This window comes from Paraburkholderia ginsengisoli NBRC 100965, from assembly GCF_000739735.1.
GTDB lineage: Bacteria > Pseudomonadota > Gammaproteobacteria > Burkholderiales > Burkholderiaceae > Paraburkholderia > Paraburkholderia ginsengisoli.
Genome location: NZ_BBJF01000002.1, coordinates 95,717 through 113,383 on the forward strand (window position 1 = coordinate 95,717; position 17,667 = coordinate 113,383).

General features: G+C 65.5%; 16 protein-coding genes and 1 riboswitch. Of the genes, 5 read left to right on the top strand and 11 right to left on the bottom strand.

The window, feature by feature from the left end; translation table 11 throughout:
• Positions 1-156 precede the first annotated feature (156 nt).
• From lnt to BGI01S_RS00760, 7 genes are all read right to left on the bottom strand, one after another.
• The gene (gene lnt / locus BGI01S_RS00730) at positions 157-1,926 is read right to left on the bottom strand and encodes an apolipoprotein N-acyltransferase (protein WP_042321045.1); all 1,770 of its coding nucleotides are present in this window, start codon (positions 1,924-1,926) and stop codon (positions 157-159) included.
• 74 nt (positions 1,927-2,000) lie between these two features.
• A complete protein-coding gene (locus BGI01S_RS00735; protein ID WP_042321048.1) occupies positions 2,001-2,894 on the bottom strand; it encodes an HlyC/CorC family transporter in 894 nt (297 codons plus the stop codon).
• A 415-nt stretch (positions 2,895-3,309) separates the two neighbouring features.
• Positions 3,310-4,026: a gamma-glutamylcyclotransferase gene (locus BGI01S_RS00740; RefSeq protein ID WP_042321049.1), complete on the bottom strand. Its 717-nt coding sequence runs from the start codon at positions 4,024-4,026 to the stop codon at positions 3,310-3,312.
• Between the two features lie 69 nt (positions 4,027-4,095).
• A complete protein-coding gene (gene ybeY / locus BGI01S_RS00745; protein ID WP_042321053.1) occupies positions 4,096-4,557 on the bottom strand; it encodes an rRNA maturation RNase YbeY in 462 nt (153 codons plus the stop codon).
• 101 nt (positions 4,558-4,658) lie between these two features.
• On the bottom strand, positions 4,659-5,732 hold the full coding sequence (locus tag BGI01S_RS00750) for a PhoH family protein (RefSeq protein ID WP_042321055.1): 1,074 nt from the start codon (positions 5,730-5,732) through the stop codon (positions 4,659-4,661).
• A 34-nt stretch (positions 5,733-5,766) separates the two neighbouring features.
• The gene (gene miaB, locus BGI01S_RS00755; protein ID WP_042321057.1) at positions 5,767-7,137 is read right to left on the bottom strand and encodes a tRNA (N6-isopentenyl adenosine(37)-C2)-methylthiotransferase MiaB; all 1,371 of its coding nucleotides are present in this window, start codon (positions 7,135-7,137) and stop codon (positions 5,767-5,769) included.
• 168 nt (positions 7,138-7,305) lie between these two features.
• Positions 7,306-8,289 carry a LysR family transcriptional regulator gene (locus BGI01S_RS00760; RefSeq protein ID WP_042321060.1) on the bottom strand — a complete coding sequence of 328 codons (984 nt, stop codon included), beginning with the start codon at positions 8,287-8,289 and terminating at the stop codon, positions 7,306-7,308.
• A gap of 127 nt (positions 8,290-8,416) precedes the next feature.
• Here BGI01S_RS00760 and BGI01S_RS00765 point away from each other — a divergent pair, with 127 nt between their 5' ends.
• The 4 genes from BGI01S_RS00765 to ribB all read left to right on the top strand — a co-directional run bounded on the left by BGI01S_RS00765 (position 8,417) and on the right by ribB (position 12,088).
• Positions 8,417-8,824: a VOC family protein gene (locus BGI01S_RS00765; RefSeq protein ID WP_042321064.1), complete on the top strand. Its 408-nt coding sequence runs from the start codon at positions 8,417-8,419 to the stop codon at positions 8,822-8,824.
• Positions 8,825-8,839: 15 nt separating this feature from the next.
• On the top strand, positions 8,840-10,024 hold the full coding sequence (locus BGI01S_RS00770; protein WP_042321067.1) for an MFS transporter: 1,185 nt from the start codon (positions 8,840-8,842) through the stop codon (positions 10,022-10,024).
• Between the two features lie 166 nt (positions 10,025-10,190).
• Positions 10,191-10,916 (top strand): helix-turn-helix domain-containing protein, encoded by a 726-nt coding sequence (locus BGI01S_RS00775; protein WP_042321069.1) that lies wholly within the window; start codon positions 10,191-10,193, stop codon positions 10,914-10,916.
• A gap of 121 nt (positions 10,917-11,037) precedes the next feature.
• A riboswitch (FMN riboswitch) is annotated at positions 11,038-11,222 on the top strand.
• 146 nt (positions 11,223-11,368) lie between these two features.
• Positions 11,369-12,088: a 3,4-dihydroxy-2-butanone-4-phosphate synthase gene (gene ribB / locus BGI01S_RS00780; protein ID WP_042321074.1), complete on the top strand. Its 720-nt coding sequence runs from the start codon at positions 11,369-11,371 to the stop codon at positions 12,086-12,088.
• A 167-nt stretch (positions 12,089-12,255) separates the two neighbouring features.
• On the opposite strand, the gene BGI01S_RS00785 is transcribed toward ribB, so the two are convergent.
• The 3 genes from BGI01S_RS00785 to glpD all read right to left on the bottom strand — a co-directional run bounded on the left by BGI01S_RS00785 (position 12,256) and on the right by glpD (position 16,483).
• Entirely contained in the window at positions 12,256-12,942 is a 687-nt protein-coding gene (locus tag BGI01S_RS00785) for an HAD family hydrolase (RefSeq protein ID WP_042321077.1), read from the bottom strand.
• Positions 12,943-13,232: 290 nt separating this feature from the next.
• Positions 13,233-14,732, bottom strand: coding sequence for a glycerol kinase GlpK (glpK, locus tag BGI01S_RS00790; RefSeq protein WP_042321078.1), 1,500 nt, complete (start codon positions 14,730-14,732; stop codon positions 13,233-13,235).
• Between the two features lie 221 nt (positions 14,733-14,953).
• On the bottom strand, positions 14,954-16,483 hold the full coding sequence (gene glpD, locus BGI01S_RS00795) for a glycerol-3-phosphate dehydrogenase (protein ID WP_042321081.1): 1,530 nt from the start codon (positions 16,481-16,483) through the stop codon (positions 14,954-14,956).
• A gap of 200 nt (positions 16,484-16,683) precedes the next feature.
• Here glpD and BGI01S_RS00800 point away from each other — a divergent pair, with 200 nt between their 5' ends.
• Positions 16,684-17,058 carry a hypothetical protein gene (locus tag BGI01S_RS00800; RefSeq protein ID WP_174447373.1) on the top strand — a complete coding sequence of 125 codons (375 nt, stop codon included), beginning with the start codon at positions 16,684-16,686 and terminating at the stop codon, positions 17,056-17,058.
• Between the two features lie 383 nt (positions 17,059-17,441).
• On the opposite strand, the gene BGI01S_RS00805 is transcribed toward BGI01S_RS00800, so the two are convergent.
• On the bottom strand, positions 17,442-17,639 hold the full coding sequence (locus BGI01S_RS00805; protein WP_042321084.1) for a hypothetical protein: 198 nt from the start codon (positions 17,637-17,639) through the stop codon (positions 17,442-17,444).
• Between the last annotated feature and the right edge of the window lie 28 nt (positions 17,640-17,667).

The window sequence follows — 17,667 nt, forward strand, 5'->3', positions numbered from 1 at the left end:
TGTGCTTGAGTGAAAAATGCGCCTGCCCGTCAGGCGCATTTTTTTGCGTGCGTGATTCGCGCCGATACGCGCCACGCTGCACGCCCGCGGCGGAACGCGTGCGCATGAATCGCACACGTCGAGCGGCGCCGCGCACCTTGAGCGGCTTGTCGCCGCTTATTGTTTGCCGTTGCGCTTGCCGTTGCGGCGCCGCGTGCTCCCCGGCCCGAACGCGAAGCCGAACGCCAGCAGCAGCATCGACACGGCCAGCACCGTGTTGTTGCCGCTCGTCACGTACGGCGTGTTGCCCGACGTGCCTTGCACCTTCAGGTCGAGCGAGCCCACCGTGTACGGCGTCAGGCGTCCGAGCACCTGGCCGTTCGCGTCGATCGCGGCGGTCATGCCGGTGTTGGTCGCGCGCAGCATCGGCCGGCCGGTTTCCAGCGAGCGCATGCGGGCGATCTGCAGATGCTGGTCCAGCGCGATCGTGTCGCCGAACCACGCGAGGTTGGTCGAGTTGACCAGCACGCCGGCGGGCGTCGAGCTTTCGCGGATGGTCCGCGCAATCTCTTCGCCGAAGATGTCCTCGTAGCAGATGTTCACCGCGACCGGCTGGTTGTGCACCATGAACGGCTTCTGCACCGGCGCGCCGCGGAAGAAATCACCGAGCGGGATGCTCATCAGATTGACGAACCAGCGGAAGCCCCACGGCACGAACTCGCCGAAAGGCACGAGGTGATGCTTGTCGTAGCGGTAGACGTCGCGCGAGCCGGGCGTGACGCCGAACAGGCTGTTCGTATAGTCGATCACCTGGCCTTCCGGCGTGATCGTCCCGCCGATCGCGCCGAACAGGATCGAGCTGCCGGTCGAGTCGGAGAATTCGCGGATCGACGCCGCGAACGGCGCGGGCAATTGCTGCGCGAGCACGGGAATTGCGGTTTCCGGCGTGACGATCAGATCGGCCGGCTTCGACGTGATCATCTGCTGGTATTGGTCGATCGCCGCGCGCATGCCGGCTTCCTCGAACTTCATCTCCTGCTTGACGTTGCCTTGCAGCAGACGCACGGTTAGCGGCGCATTGGCCGGCACGGTCCATTGGACGTGCGGCAGCAGCAGGCCGGCCACGATCAGCGCCAGCGCGACGCCACCGGGCACGGCGCTGCGCGCAATGCCACGTGGCGCTTTTTTTCCGCCGTGCTGGACGTCATCGCGGCTCGCCTGGGCGGGCGTGCCGCGCGGCTCGCGTGAAGATCCCGAAGCCCGTTGCGGCAACAACGGCAACAACGCCTGCACGATCAACGCAGCGGCGAGCGCCAGCACCCAGCCGACGCCATACACGCCGACCACCGGCGCGAATCCCGCAAACGGGCCATCCACTTGCGCGTAACCGCTCGCGAGCCACGGAAAGCCGGTGAACACCGTGCCGCGCAGCCATTCGCCGATTGCCCAGGCGCTCGCAAAAGCCAGCGCGCCGTGCCAGGTGGGCGAGAACGGTTGATCGTCGATCGCCGCTCCGTTGCGCGAGTGGCCAGCACAGAACGACCACACCGCCGACGCCAGCGCCGGATAAAGCGCCAGATACAGCGAGAACAGCACCACCGCCGCGCCCGCGAGCGGTGCGGCCATGCCGCCGTAATCGTGCATGCTGACGTACAGCCACCACACGCCGGTGATGAAATTGCCGAAGCCGAACGCGCCGCCCGTCAGCGCGGCGCTTTTCCAGCCAGTGGCGCGTGTGAGCCACGCGAAGAAGAACGCGAAGATCGCGAGTTGCAGCCAGCCGCCGTGCGGCGTCGGCGCGAACGAGAGCGTATTCGCCGCGCCGACGGCCAGCGCGACGAGGTAATGCCAGCGAGGCAGCGTGCGGCCGCGTGCTGCGTTGGGGTCTGCGTCGGCAGCGGAAGCGCTCACGCCGTGGCGCGAACGGGAAGTCATCGGGTCGGCCATTGTTGCGCGGTCGGCGTGAGGAGTGGAGGAAGCGAGTCGAGGATGCTAGCTGATGACGCGAAAAGCGGCGCGGCTCAGGTCTGCACGTGCTGCGCGTCGCGCTCGCGCTGGCCCGCCAGCGGATCGCGGCGCACCAGCAGCATGTGAATCTGGCGGGCGTCGCCACGCAGAATCTCGAAGATCAGATCGTCGAGGCGGACCTTTTCGCCGCGATGCGGCACCCGCCCGAAGTGATGCGTGACGAGGCCGCCGATCGTATCGACTTCCTCGTCCGAATAGTGCGTGCCGAAAGCTTCGTTGAACTGTTCGATCTCAGTCAGCGCACGCACGCGGAAGCGTCCGTCCGGCGACGCGATGATGTTGCCGCTTTCCTCGTCGAAATCGTATTCGTCCTCGATGTCGCCGACGATCTGCTCCAGCACGTCCTCGATCGTGATGAGACCGGCGACGCCGCCGTATTCGTCGACCACCACCGCGAGGTGATTGCGATTCACACGGAAGTCGTGCAGCAGCACATTGAGCCGCTTCGATTCGGGGATGAATACGGCGGGGCGCAGCATGCCGCGCACGTCGAACTCTTCTTCGGCGTAGTAGCGCAGCAGGTCTTTGGCGAGCAGCACGCCGATGATGTTGTCGCGATTGCCTTCGTAGACCGGATAGCGCGAGTGCGCCTTTTCCAGCACGTACGGGATGAATTCGGCGGGATTGTCCGCGATGTTGATCGCGTCCATTTGCGCACGCGGCACCATGATGTCGCGCGCGCTGAGTTCGGAGACCTGGAACACGCCTTCGATCATCGACAGCGAGTCGGCGTCGATCAGGTTGCGCTCGTGTGCGTCCTGCAGAATTTCCAGAAGCTCGGCGCGCGAGTCGGGCTCGGGCGAGATGAAGTCGGTCAGCCGCTCGAGGAGCGAGCGTTTTTCCTGCGGTTTGTCGGTTTGGCGTCGACTGGGATACGTGTCGTTCATGGTAGTGCGCCCGGCAAGACTGGGCGCGCTGTTGCGGAGCATTAAGGATACACCAGGCACATGGCGAGACCGTGTCCCGCCCCGGCTGGGCGATGGGTGAAGCAGGGTGAATCGGTTGAAGCGGCTCCGTCGCGGGCGGCGTGGCGTGGGTCCATCCTAACTGATTACGCGCGGAAAAGCGTTTTTGGGCAAAAAAGTCAGAGGCGGGGGGGATGAATGGCGGCTCGCGCGGGTATGCGCGGCTTGTTGCAAAGTGTGAGGTGCAGACCGTCAGTGTTGCGACCGGCGGTGGTTGTGCGCTGCGGCCTGTGGCGCTGGTGTCGGCGTGTGCAGGGCGAAGGCAGAGGCGATGAGCGGATGTGTCTAGCGTCGTAGTCGGCAGATTGCGCCGGCCGGTGCAATGCCCTTGACACGCTCAACTCCCCGCCCCCTGCCCAGACGCCTGTCCCGCCAGCCGGGCCGCCTCCTGTTCGCGGCCTTCCTCGCGACAGCGTTCGAGCAGCGCTTCGAGCGCACGGTCGGGCATGCCGCTTTCGCGCAGCGCATGAACGGTGCGGCTGACGTAATCGAGCGTGGTGCCGTAGCGGCCGCACGCGCAGCCGAACACGGTCTTGACGACTTCGTCGCGCAGCTTGCCGGTATAGCTCGGCACGTCGCGGCGCATCACGAAGGCCAGCGCGTCGACGCGCCGGCCGTCGGCGAGCACGCACGGCAGCCACGCGGGCCGGTACGACCCCATCGCCATTTCGCGGCGCCACAGTGCTTCGAGATGAGGCATCGACCCCTCGGCGGCGAGGCGGAACGCGATGCCGGTGCATGAGCCGCCGCGGTCGAGCGCAAGCACGAGGCCGGGCTGCTCGGGCGTGCCGCGATTCACGCGCGACCACAGGTACAGCCCGCGGTGATAACCGTGCACTTTCGAGCGGCTCGCTTCGACGGTGGGCAGGCCGGGATTCCAGATCAGCGAACCATAGCCGAACAGCCACAGGTCGCTCTTGTGGTCCCAGTCGCGCAACGTGCATTCGAGCGACGCGCGCAACTCATCCTCGGTCAGAAGCCGGGACTCGCCGAGCGCCGGCGGGTAGTCCGGGCAGGGCGGGCGGGTATCGGCTTCGGGGGACGAGGTGCTCACGTTGTCGGTTCGAGTGAGGATGAAGGTTGGTGGCAGTGAGGCGACGCGACGCTGATCGGCGCCTGCAGCCTACTGATACGGATCGGGAAACCCGAGTTTGCCGAGGATCTCGGTTTCGAGCGCTTCCATTTCCTCGGCTTCTTCTTCGACTTCGTGGTCGTAACCCTGTGCATGCAGTGCGCCGTGCACCAGCAGATGCGCGTAATGCGCGAGAAGCGGCTTGCCCTGCTCGGCGGCTTCCTTCTCGACCACCGGGCAGCACAGGATCAGATCGCCCGTCACCGGATCGTCTTCCGATTCGGCGTACGCGAAGGTCAGCACGTTAGTCGAGTAGTCCTTGCCGCGATAAGTACGGTTCAGCGTGCGGCCTTCTTCGGCATCGACGAAACGCACCGTCAGCTCGCCGTCCGCGAACAGCGCCGCCTTGATCCAGCCGGCCACGGTGGCGCGCGGCAGCAGCGCCTTGTGTTCCGGCCAGGCTTTGGCGGCGGGGAATTGCAGATTCAACGTCAGTTTCGGGGTGCGGCTCATGCGGTGTCGGTGGGTTGCGGTTTTTGCGTCAATGCTTGCGTTAGAGGTGCGACGTACGTGCGCCGCGCGCGCCGGCTGCGGCGCACGCCGGCTACTGTCGATCAGCGTGAATCCGTCGGACTGGCGGTTTTCTGCGAATGCGCATCGTACGCCTCCACAATTCGCGCGACCAGCGGATGCCGGACCACGTCCGCGCTGGTAAAGCGCGTGAGCGCAATGCCGCGCACGTCCGACAACACCTGCTGCGCTTCGATCAGCCCGCTCTTATGGCCGCGCGGCAAGTCGACCTGGGTCGTGTCGCCGGTGACGACCGCCTTCGAGCCGAAGCCGATCCGCGTGAGGAACATCTTCATCTGTTCGGGCGTGGTGTTCTGCGCCTCGTCGAGGATGATGAACGCGTGATTCAGCGTGCGCCCGCGCATGTACGCGAGCGGCGCGATTTCGATCATCTGCCGCTCGAACATCTTCGCGGTCTTGTCGAAACCGAGCAGGTCGTACAGCGCGTCGTAGAGCGGGCGCAGATACGGATCGACCTTCTGCGCGAGATCGCCCGGCAGGAAGCCGAGGCGCTCGCCCGCTTCGACCGCGGGCCGCGTCAGCACGATGCGCTTGACCTGGTCGCGTTCGAGCGCGTCGACCGCGCAGGCCACCGCGAGATACGTCTTGCCGGTGCCGGCCGGGCCCACGCCGAAGGTCACGTCGTGCGAGACGATCTGCTTCAGATACTCGCGCTGCGCCGGCGTGCGGCCGCGCAGATCCGCGCGCCGCGTGTACAGCTTCGGGCCGAGTTCTTCGAGGTCGTCGTCGGCGGCGTCGGCCGGCTGGTCGAACGGATGGTCCGGATTGCCGGGAAAGCGCGGATCGACCACTGCATCGCCGTTGCCGTTGCCGTTCGGGCGATGGCGCGCCGGGTGCCGCACTTCGACGAGCGCGAGCTGGATGTCGTCGACCGACAGCGGCTCACGCGCGTTGTTGTAGAAATTTTCGAGCGCGGTGAGCGCGAGTTTCGCGCCGCGCCCGCGGATCGTGATGCGGTGGCCGCGGCGCTGCAAAGTCACGTCGAGCGCCTGCTCGATCTGCCGCAGATTTTCGTCGAGCGGTCCGCAGAGGTTGGCGAGCCGCGCGTTGTCGTCGCGCGGAGCGGTGAATTCCAGATGCTGCTGAGCGGTCTTCAAGGCGGTGGGTCGATCCTGTCGGTTGCAGTACGGCTTAGTGAGTGGTGGCGGCGTCGTCATGCACGAGCACGAGTTCGCCACGCAGCGAATGCGGGTACGCGTGGACGATCTTCACGTCGACCATCTGGCCGATCAGCCGCGCGTGCGACGCGATGGGCGCCGGGAAATTCACCACGCGGTTGTTCTCGGTGCGGCCCGCGAGTTCGTTCGGGTCCTTGCGCGCCGGGCGCTCGACCAGAATGCGCTCGATCTTGCCGACCATCGACTCGCTGATACGTTGCACGTTCTCTTCGATGGTCGCCTGCAGGTGCTGCAGACGCTTGAGCTTCACTTCGCGCGGCGTGTCGTCGTGCAGATTCGCGGCCGGCGTGCCGGGACGCGGGCTGTAGATGAACGAGAAGCTGGTGTCGTACTTCATGTCGTGCACCAACGCCATCATCTTGTCGAAGTCCTCTTCCGTCTCGCCGGGGAAGCCGACGATCATGTCCGTGGACAGCGACAGGTCCGGACGAATCGCGCGCAGCTTGCGGATCACGGACTTGTATTCGAGCACCGTGTAGCCGCGCTTCATCGCCATCAGGATGCGGTCGGAGCCGTGCTGCACCGGCAGATGCAGGTGGCTGACGAGCTTGGGCACCTTCGCGTAGGTGTCGATCAGGCGCTGCGTGAATTCCTTCGGATGCGACGTCGTGTAGCGAATCCGTTCGATGCCCGGAATATCCGCGACGTATTCGATCAGCGTCGCGAAATCGGCGATCTCGGACGAGCCGAGCGTCAGGCCGCCGCGATACGCGTTGACGTTCTGGCCGAGCAGCGTGACTTCTCGCACGCCCTGGTCGGCGAGGCCGGCGATCTCGGTGAGCACGTCGTCGAGCGGGCGCGACACTTCCTCGCCGCGCGTGTACGGCACCACGCAGTAGCTGCAGTACTTGCTGCAACCTTCCATGATCGACACGAACGCGCTCGGGCCGTCGACGCGCGCCGGCGGCAGGTGATCGAACTTTTCGATTTCCGGAAACGAGATGTCGACCTGCGCGCGGCCGCTTTCACGGCGCTTGTCGATCATTTGCGGCAGGCGGTGTAGCGTTTGCGGACCGAACACGAGATCCACGTACGGCGCGCGAGCGACGATCGACGCGCCTTCCTGGCTCGCCACGCAACCGCCCACGCCGATGATCAGATTGGGATTCGCTTCCTTCAGCTCGCGCACGCGGCCGAGGTCGGAGAAGACTTTCTCCTGCGCTTTTTCGCGCACCGAGCAGGTGTTGAACAGGATCACGTCGGCGTCTTCCGGCGTGTCGGTCTTGACGAGCCCTTCAGCCGCGCCGAGTACGTCGACCATCTTGTCGGAGTCGTACTCGTTCATCTGGCAGCCAAAGGTCTTTACATAAACTTTCTTGGTCATCGAATTTCGCCGGTCGCAGTGGTTAACCTGGGGGCGTCGTTTAAGAGGTGAAGGGGCCGAACGTGCGGGCCGCGTGCGGATGGGCCGCGAGGCGGCGCCGGGGTCCGCGCCGGCCGGCTGCGGACCGGTGGGTCCGTCCGCGCTGCACGTGTGCGGCGTAACGCAACATTATAGCCCTTCATGCAAAGCGCTTTGGCTGCCCGCGCCGCCGCGCGGGCGCTCCGGCGGCAAGCCCAGCAGGCTTTCCAGTTCGTCCGACACCTGCGCGAAACGCTCGCTCAGGAAATCCAGCAGCACCCGCACGCGCGGCGCCATGAAGCGGTTGCGGTGATAGAGCGCGTGCAAGGGCGCGTCCGGATAGCGCCACTCCGGCAGCAGGATTTTCAGGCCGTCCGTGCGCAGATCGGCTTCCACGTCCCACATCGATTTGATCGCGATGCCGTAGCCGCGCAACGCCCATTCGCGGGCGACCGCGCCGTCGTTGGTCTCGCGGGCGGACTCGGACGGCACCGTGTAGTTCTGCTCCTCGTCGCCGCGTGTGAAGCGCCACTCGTTCGCGAGTCCCGAGGCGGTGCTCAGCACGATGCAATCGAAATTGGCGAGGTCGTGCGGGTCTTTCGGTTCGCCCTTGCGCGCGACGTATTCCGGCGACGCGCACAGCACGCGCCGGTTAGGCGCCAGCTTGCGAGCGACCAGCGAGCTGTCCTGCGGCACGCCGAAGCGGATCGCCAGATCGATGTCCTCGGCCACCAGATTCGCCAGCGAGTCCGACAGCGTCAACGCGAACGTGACTTCCGGGTAGAGCGCGTTGAATTCGTCGAGCCAGTGCATCAGCAGATTGCGGCCGAAGTCGGACGTGGCCGACACGCGCACCTTGCCCCGCACGACGCCCTGGCCGGCTTGCAGCGCGGCTTCGGCGTCGTCGAGCGATTGCAGTGCCTGGCGGCAGCAGTTCAGATAAAGGCGGCCTTCGTCGGTGAGCCTCAAGCGGCGCGTGGTGCGCTCGAACAGGCGCGTCTTCAGGCCAGTTTCGAGCTTGGCGAGGCGCGCGCTCGCGGCGGCCGGCGTTAAGCCCATCTTGCGGCCCGCCGCCGACAGGCTGCCTTGCTGCGCCGCTTCGACGAAAAGTCGGATGTCGCCGAGGTTATCCATCGTTGATCTTTCAAAAGCATTTGAAAATGCTTCAAATGCTACGCCAATTATCAAATCGGCGCTGTCCCGCGACAATGCGCTCCACGAAGACCCTAATGCCGCGCGGACCGCGCCGGCGTCCCTGGACATGCAACTCGATCACGCGACCATCGTCACCGCCGACCTCGACACCGCCCGACGCTTCTTGGTGGACGTCGCCGGGCTGACCGAGGGCGACCGCCCGCCGTTCGCGGTGGCCGGTCACTGGCTGTACGCAAACGGCCGCCCGGTGCTGCATCTGATCGACGCGACTGCGCCCGCCGCGGCGGCTGCGGCAGGCAGAACCGCGCCGCGGATCGACCATCTGGCGTTCCGGCTGGACAGCGCCGCCGAATGGCAGGGCTTGCTGGAGCGCCTGCATGCGGCCGGCATCGATTACCAAACCGCGCAAGTCCCGCAGATGGGCGCGCAAGCCGCGGAACGGCAACTGTTCGTCGCGCTGGCGCCCGGCGTCGTCATCGAATTCGTGACGGCCTTGCCACACGCACAACGTTAAACCTGGAGTAGAAAAATGCCCATCCCATTACTCGCGCTGGCGATCAGCGCATTCGCGATCGGCACGACCGAGTTCGTCATCATGGGCCTGCTGCCCGAAGTCGCGCACGATCTGGCGGTGTCGATTCCGTCAGCCGGTCTGCTGGTAAGCGGCTATGCGCTCGGCGTCGCGGTCGGTGCGCCGTTGCTCGCGGTGGTCACGAGCAAGATGCCGCGCAAGCTCGCGCTGCAATTGCTGATGGGCGTGTTCATCGTCGGCAATACGCTGTGCGCGATCGCGTCGAGCTATTCGGTGCTGATGATTGCGCGCGTGGTGACCTCGTTCGCTCACGGGTCGTTTTTCGGCATCGGCGCGGTGGTGGCGGCGTCGCTCGTGCCGGCCGAGAAGCGCGCCAGCGCGATCGCGCTGATGTTCACGGGCTTGACGCTCGCGAACGTGCTCGGCGTGCCGTTCGGCACCTTCATCGGCCAGCAGTTCGGCTGGCGCATGGCGTTCTGGATCGTCAGCGCATTCGGCGTGCTGTCGCTCGCGGGCGTCACGGCGCTGGTGCCGAATCGTCACGACGCTGGCCCGGTCGGACTCGGTCACGAAGTGCGCGTGCTGAAGGATCCGCAAGTCTGGACCGCGCTCGCAATGACGGTGCTCGGCTTCGGCGGCGTGTTCGTCGTGTTCACCTATATCGCGCCGATTCTCGAACAGGTGAGTGGGTTCTCGCCGCGCGGCGTGACGTTGATTCTGGTGCTGTTCGGCGTGGGTCTGACGATCGGCAACATGGTCGGCGGCAAACTCGCGGACCGCGCGCTGATGCCTTCGCTGATGGGCATTCTGGCCGCGCTCGCGGTGGTGATGGCGATCTTCGCGCGCACCAGTCATTCGCAGGTGGCCGCGGCGATCACGATTTTCGTCTGGGGCATCGCCGCGTTCGCGACCGTGCCGCCGCTGCAGATGCGCGTGGTCGAGAAAGCGGCCGCCGCGCCGAATCTGGCGTCGACGCTGAACATCGGCGCGTTCAATGTCGGCAATGCGGCCGGCGCGTGGCTCGGCGGACTGGTGATCAACCACGGCCATTCGCTCGATACGTTGCCGTGGGTGGCGGCGGCGGTCAGCGTGGCGGCGTTGCTGTTGACGTGGTTTGCCGCACGTAGGGATGCGCCTGGCGCGGTCGTGGCGCAACGGGTTAGCGTGGGCGAGCGCGTGTGAGCAAGCCCGCTCGCCCATATGAAAATTGCGCACAAGCTTTGCGAGAAACGTCCTCCGCAATGCTGATAACAGTGTGAAGATAACTTCGTTGGGCGCGGCAGGGCGCGATGCTATCTTGCTTCCACTAACCGCTTGCGCACCGTCAGGTGGCGCTTTGGAGGCAAACATGCATTCCCCGCTCGCGCTGGTTCGCGATCCCTCGGCCGACCTCGACACGTCGCCGCGTGCCGCCGAACCCTTCGATGCACTGGAACATCTGGTCGGCGTCAATCTGGCCCGTTTGCGCGCCGAACGGCAACTGTCGCTCGATGCATTGGCCCGCGCGTCCGGCGTGTCGCGCGCGATGCTCGCGCAGATCGAGTCGGCGCGCAGCGTGCCGTCCATCAAGGTGCTGTGCAAGGTGGCGGCGGCGTTGAAGGTGTCGGTGGCGGCGTTTTTGCGGCGTCATGCGACCAACGGCTTCGAGCATCTGCCGGCGGAGCGCTCGACGCGCGTCGTCAGTGCGAATGGGCGCTATTCGGCCCGCCCGCTTTATCCCGACGCGGAGCCGACGGCCGCCGAGTTTCACGAGTTGCGCATCGCGCCGTTGCATACGGAAGCCGGCGTTCGCCGAGCGCCGGGCACGACGGTGAACCTGGTGGTCAGCGAAGGCACGCTTGAAGTCAGCGTGCACGACCAGCGCCAGTTGCTGGCAACGGGCGACGCGATCGTTTTCGACGCCGACCAGCCGCATAGCTTGCGCAATCCGGGCGATACCGAAGCGCGTGCGTTTCGCGTGACGCTGAACGCGGAGACGCCGCCGCGCTGGGACGTGCCGGCGCAGCATGAGACGCGGCATGAAGCGCGTCAGGAAGCACCGCACGACACGCCGCGCGAGATCACGCCGGTCTGATTTTGCATTTTTCCCCGATGCGGGTGCTCGCGGGTTGGAGCCTCCATCAGCCGAGTAGGGTTGCGCTGCAGGTTCCGCGCGACTTGTTGTATGCTTCGCCAGCCGGTCGATCCGGCAATCAGTGCGTCTTCAGGGCGGGGTGAAATTCCCCACCGGCGGTATGCCGGCAACGCGAAAGCGTGAGCCGGTGAGCCCGCGAGCGCCCGCGTCGTGCGGTCTTCGGAATGTCGGAGAACGCAACCGGGGTCAGCAGATCTGGTGAGAAGCCAGAGCCGACGGTCACAGTCCGGATGGAAGAAGATGTGCAGATAGTCATGTGCGTTTCCGTTGCGCCACCCGTCGTTCAGGTGGCGCGTGAGTGTCGCCGCGTGCGGCGCCCGACGGCGCGTCGTTGTCTGTTTGCAATGCCCTGAAACGTTTTTCGCCCCCCTTTTGCGATGAGCGTTTCAACTATGTCCTTTGCTACTTTTCCTGCTCCGTCCACGTTCGCGCCGGACGCATCCGCCGACCTTCCGTTGCTCGACTCCGAAGCCGTTCCGCCGCGTATCGCCGCCGCGTTGCAAGCGATGCGCGATGGCCGCGCCGTCGTGCTGCAAGACGACCACGATCGCGAGAACGAAGCCGATCTGATCGTGTCGGCCGAGCGTCTGTCCGTCGAAACCATGGCACTGCTGATCCGCGAATGCAGCGGCATCGTGTGCCTGTGCCTGCCCGACGACAAGATTCGCGCGCTCGAACTGCCGCCGATGGCCGTCAACAACGAAAGCCGTCACGGCACCGCGTTCACGGTGTCGATCGAAGCGCGCGACGGCGTGACCACCGGCGTGTCCGCGCTCGATCGCGTGACGACGATTCGCGCGGCGATCGCCGACAACGCGAAGCCTGCCGACATCGTGCGTCCGGGCCATGTGTTCCCGCTGCGCGCAATGCCCGGCGGTGTGCTGGCGCGTCGCGGCCACACCGAAGGCACCGTGGACCTCGCGATTCTCGCGGGCCTGAAGCCGGCCGGCGTGCTGTGCGAACTGATGAACGCGGACGGTACGATGACGCGCGGCGCGGACGTCGAGCGCTTCGCCGCGCAACACAATCTGCCGATGCTGACGATCGCCGAACTCGTCGAGTTCCGCGAGGCGCTCGCGCAGACGCGCGAGTGCGTCGCTGCCGAAGCGTGAGATGGTGCGCGCGTCGCGTCGTGTCGGGATGACGTGACGTGCGCTGTAAAAACGAAAGGCCGGCTCTCTCTCGAACCGGCCTTTTTTCGTTGCTGCCAGGGACAGCTTAAGCGGGAGCCAGCGCCATCCGCGCGACGTGACGCTACGCCTTCATAACGCCGCGCAGCTTACGACTGCACGTCGCCGAACTCGCCGCGCATGCCCGCTTCGATCAGCGCGGGCAGTTCATCCATGTGCATCATGATGCGCGTCATGCCCATCTGGCGCAGCGCGTCCGCATAGCCGTCGGGGATATGGCTCGCGCCGACGAACGCGATCGTCTTCATGCCCGCCGCGCGCGCCGCATTCAAACCCGCGACGCTGTCCTCGACCACGATGCAGCGCGACGGCTCCACGCCGAGCGTTTGCGCCGCGAACAGATAGACATCGGGATATGGTTTCGGCCGCGCCACCTGTTCGGCGCTGAATATCCGTTCGCCGAAAATCTGCTGCAACCCCGCTCGCCGCACCGACGCGCTCACGCGCGTCATCCGGCTGTTCGACACGACCGCGGCCGGCAGCGTCACGCGTTGCAATGCGTCGCGCACGCCGTTGATCGGGCTCAGCGATGCCGCGAGTTCGAGCTCGACGTTGTGTTCGATAGTGTCGAGAAAATCGGCGGGCAACGTGAGGTCGAAGGACTTCTCGATGCCTTCGAGAAAGCGCGACGTCTGCTGGCCAAAAGCGGTTTTGACGACGGGTTCGAAGTCGATGCCGGGAAAGGTCGCGGTGAGCGTTTCGACCATCACGCGGTCGGCGATGATTTCGCTGTCGACGAGCACGCCGTCGCAGTCACAGATGAGGTGGTCGATCATGCCTGGAAACGGAAAGCAGGGGAGTGCGGGAGCAGGGCGTTTGGAACACTTGCTGGCTCGGGCGCGGCGATTGAAAGCGTCATGATACGTGCTTTCAATCGCCGCGCCGTGAGATGCGGGGGGGCGGATGTGATCGGCGAAGCCGCTGGATGCGCGGCTTCACGATGGTGGACGCGATTTGCCGGTGAAGCGGAGAGGACACTGGCGCATGCAGGGTGTTCAGGCGCGTGGGCCACTCAGTACGCCGAAGCTACCCGGCGCATTCAACGCACCCCACGCACCCCACCTGCTCAATGCATATCCGCCCACGCCTTCGCCGCGCGGACCGCGCGCTTCCAGCCATCCAGACATGCCTTGACTTCAGCATGCGGCAGCGCCGGCGTGAAGCGACGTTCGAGCTTCCATTGCTGTTGCAGTTCGTCGACGTCCTTCCAGTAGCCAACCGCAAGCCCGGCCAGATACGCCGCGCCCAAGGCGGTCGTTTCCGGCACCTTCGGACGCACCGCGTCGACGCCCAGAATGTCCGCCTGGAATTGCATCAGCAGATTGTTCGCGCAGGCGCCGCCGTCCACGCGCAGTTCGCCGATGTGAATGCCGGAGTCGGCTTCCATCGCCTGCAATACGTCGAGCGACTGGTAGGCGATCGAGTCGAGCGCCGCGCGGGCGATATGCGCGGAGGTCGTGCCGCGCGTCACGCCGAACAGCGTGCCGCGCGCATGCGCGTTCCAGTGCGGCGCGCCGAGTCCGGCGAAGGCTGGCACCAGATACACGCCATCGCAATGTGGCACGCCGCGCGCGAGCGTTTCGATCTCGGCAGCATTCTTGATGATGCCGAGGCCGTCGCGCAGCCATTGCACCACCGCGCCGCCGATGAAGATGCTGCCTTCGAGCGCGTAGTCGATCTGGTCGCCGATCTGCCACGCAATCGTGGTGACGAGATTGTTCTTCGATTCGATCGGCTTGTCGCCGGTGTTCATCACGAGGAAGCAGCCGGTGCCGTAGGTGTTCTTCACCATGCCCGACGCCGTGCACATCTGGCCGAAGAGGGCGGCGTGCTGATCGCCGGCAATGCCCGCGAGCGGAATCTTCGACGCGAACACGGTGGTCTTGGTCGGCCCATACACTTCCGACGACGGCCGCACTTCCGGCAACATGCTGCGCGGAATGTCGAGCGCGTCGAGCAGTTCGTCGTCCCACTTCAGCGTGTGGATGTTGAACAGCATCGTGCGCGACGCGTTGGTCACGTCGGTGACGTGCAGGCTGCCCTTGGTGAAGTTCCACACCAACCAGCTGTCGACCGTGCCGAATGCGAGGCGGCCTTGCCGCGCTTTCTCGCGTGCGCCTTCGACGTTGTCCAGAATCCAGCGGATCTTGGTCGCCGAGAAATACGAGTCGATCGGCAGACCCGTTTTCGCGCGGACCTTGTCTTCGAGTCCTTGCTCCTTGAGCTGGTCGCAGAAGTCGGCGGTGCGGCGGTCCTGCCAGACGATCGCGTTGTAGACCGGATGGCCGGTTTCGCGATCCCACACGATGGTCGTTTCACGCTGGTTGGTGATGCCGATCGCGGCGATCGACGTGCCGTTCATGCCGGCGCGCGTCACGGCCTCCGCGGCGACGCCCGCCTGGGTCGACCAGATTTCCTGCGGATCGTGCTCGACCCAGCCGGGGTGCGGATAGATTTGCTGGAATTCTTTCTGAGCGATCGACACGACATTGCCGACCCGGTCGAACAGCATCGCACGCGAGCTGGTGGTGCCTTGGTCAAGCGCGAGGATGTACTGATCCTGCATTGTCTCTTCTCCATGCGTTACGAATCGCCGGTCTGCCGACCGGCGATGGGAGCCGCCTGTTGTTCTAGCCGGGCAGCAATCGTCGATGAGATTGTGCGGCCCGGACGGGTCCAGCCGAAAGGGGTGAGTGGAGCGGAAGCGCATCGTCGGCAACTGCAGCGCATGCGTTGCCGCGTTGCGCCGCGTGCGCCGCTTCCGTCTACGCAGCCTATGCGCGCAGTTTATGCGCTCTGCCGCGCAGGTTCGCGGGCGAACCATGCGTCGATGTCATGCGTGATCGAATCGAGCGTGCCCGGCTCGACGTGCAGACCGAGTTTCGAGCGGCGCCACAGCACGTCCTGAGCGCTGCGCGCCCATTCGATGTCGCGCAGGTAAGTCAGTTCGGCTTCATAGAGGCCCGGCGCGAACTCACGGCCGAGTTCGGCCAGCGAGCGCGCATTGCCGACAACCCGTGCGGCGCGCGTGCCATAAGCGCGCGCGAGGCGGTGCGCAAGTTCGGCCGGCAGCCACGCATGCTGTTGCCGGAAGCCGGCGAGGAAGCGCTCGAAGTCGGCGTTCGCGATATCGCCGCCGGGCAATGGCGCGCCGACCGTCCACGCGGGCGCGCCGTTGTGCAACGCTTGCGCGAGCGTGTCGACGGCCTGTTCCGCGAGCTTGCGGAACGTCGTGATCTTGCCGCCGAACACCGACAGCAGCGGCGCTTCGCCCGCGAGCGCGTCGAGTTCGAGCGAGTAATCGCGCGTGACCGCGGACGGGTTGTCCGCGCCTTCTTCCTCGAGCAGCGGACGCACGCCCGAATAGGTCCAGCGCACGTCGGCCGGCGAGATCTTCTGCTTGAAATAGCGGTTGATCGAGTCGCACAGGTACTGCGTTTCGCCGGCGTCGATCGCCACTTGCGACGGGTCGCCGCGATATTCGAGGTCGGTCGTGCCGATCAGCGTGTAATCGCCTTCGTACGGGATTGCGAAGATGATCCGCTTGTCCGGGTTCTGGAAGATGTACGCGTGGTCGTGATCGAACAGACGGCGCGTGACGATGTGGCTGCCTTTCACGAGGCGCACGCTGTGAGACGCGGGGCGGCCGAGCGCGCCTTGCAGGAGTTCGCCGACCCACGGGCCCGCGGCGTTTGCTATCGACGCGGCGCGCACGTCGAGCGTCGTGCCGTCCGCGCGCCGCAGTTGCGCGCGCCACTCGCCGCCGGCGCGCACTGCGCTGATCAGCTTCGTGCGCGTCAGGATGGTCGCGCCGTGCTCCTGCGCATCGAGCGCGTTCAGCACGACGAGGCGCGCGTCGTTGACCCAGCCGTCCGAATACACGAAACCGCGTTTGATCGAGTCGACCAGCGGCGCGCCGGCGGGATGGTTGCGCATCGTGATGCCGCGCGAACCGGGCAACAGCTCGCGTTTGGCGAGGTGGTCGTAAAGGAACAGGCCCGCGCGGATCAGCCAGGCCGGGCGCAGATCGGGCATGTGCGGCATCACGAAGCGCAGCGGCCACATGATGTGCGGCGCTGCGCGCAGCAGCGTTTCGCGCTCCTGCAACGCTTTGCGCACCAGTCCGAACTCGCGGTATTCGAGGTAGCGCAGGCCGCCGTGAATCAGCTTGGTACTGGCCGACGACGTATGCGCGGCCAGATCGTCCTGCTCGCAAAGCAGCACCGACAGGCCGCGGCCGGCCGCATCGCGTGCGATGCCTGCGCCGTTGATCCCGCCGCCAACGACGAGCAAATCGTATCGGGAGCCTTGCGTCACCTGCTATGTCCCCTGCGTTGCGCTTAAAATCGGATGGAAAATTTACCGAACAGGTCGTGTTCGTTTTCGAACTTTAATGAACACATTCGAAAAAGTAAAGTTCGCTTTATCCGGGCATGTATTGGCCGGTCGGCCAGGGGAGTGGCGCAACGCGCGGCCGAGGACGATACTCTCGGCAGCAGCCATTTCGAGGTGAATTAATGCGTGGACTTTTGATGATCGGCGCCGCTGCGCTTCTCACGGGATGCGTCAGCTCGCCGAGCCTGACGGGCACGAGGGGCGCACCGTCGTTCGAGGCGTTGCAACAGATGTGCACCCCGCAGACCGTCGACTACGGCCAGGACGCGCAGGGCGTCTACGCGGCGTTCTTCGACGCGTATGTGGCGAACCGGCGCGGCGCGTTGTCGAAGGAGGATTTCTGCGCGTTTCAGGCGGCTATCGCCCAGCGTCATGCGAGCGAAGGCGCGAGCGCTGATCCGCAGGTGCGCAATCAGTGGGTCGAGTTCTTCATTGCGCAGCGGGCCAAGGCGTTGAGCTGGCGCGCGGCGGTCGATCCGACGTTGCGCAGCGGCTGAGCGGGGCGTTTGCTTTCTGCTTTTGCGGGCGAGCTAGCGCTAGCGGCGACCGCTTGGGCGGCGACCTTGCGACTGGGAGGGATAACCCGGCGGGTCAGCGGCTTTTGGCGACGCCGCTCACGCTGCGCGTGAGCGCCAAGCCGCACCATGCGGCGGATCTGGAGCGCACACGGCTTCGCGAGCCGGGCGCGCGCTCAGCGTTCGAGGGGTATCGACGGTCGGAATGGCTCGTTGCGCGCGGGCAGCGACAACCGATTCATACGGCAAAGAACTACAAGGCAATCTACACAAAGCAAGGGTGCGTGCGAACATGCGCAACGCACCCTGCCGTCATTGCAAGGCCGGACGTCGACTGCAAAAAACAGCGACAAGCCCTGGCGACACTAGGAAAGACGCTTGATAGCCCGCAGCGCGTTGTCGCCGGTTTCCGTCACACGCCATTGTTCGTTGCCCGACGCGAGTCGTTCGAGTTCTACCAACTGGCGTTCCAGCAGCGCGTCGAGTTCTTCTCGACCCATGTCGACCTGATTGGGGGCGTCCTTGACGAGCAACAACGTGGCGAATTCATGCGGACTCAGCATTGTTCTCTCCATGTCAAGCAAACGCGGA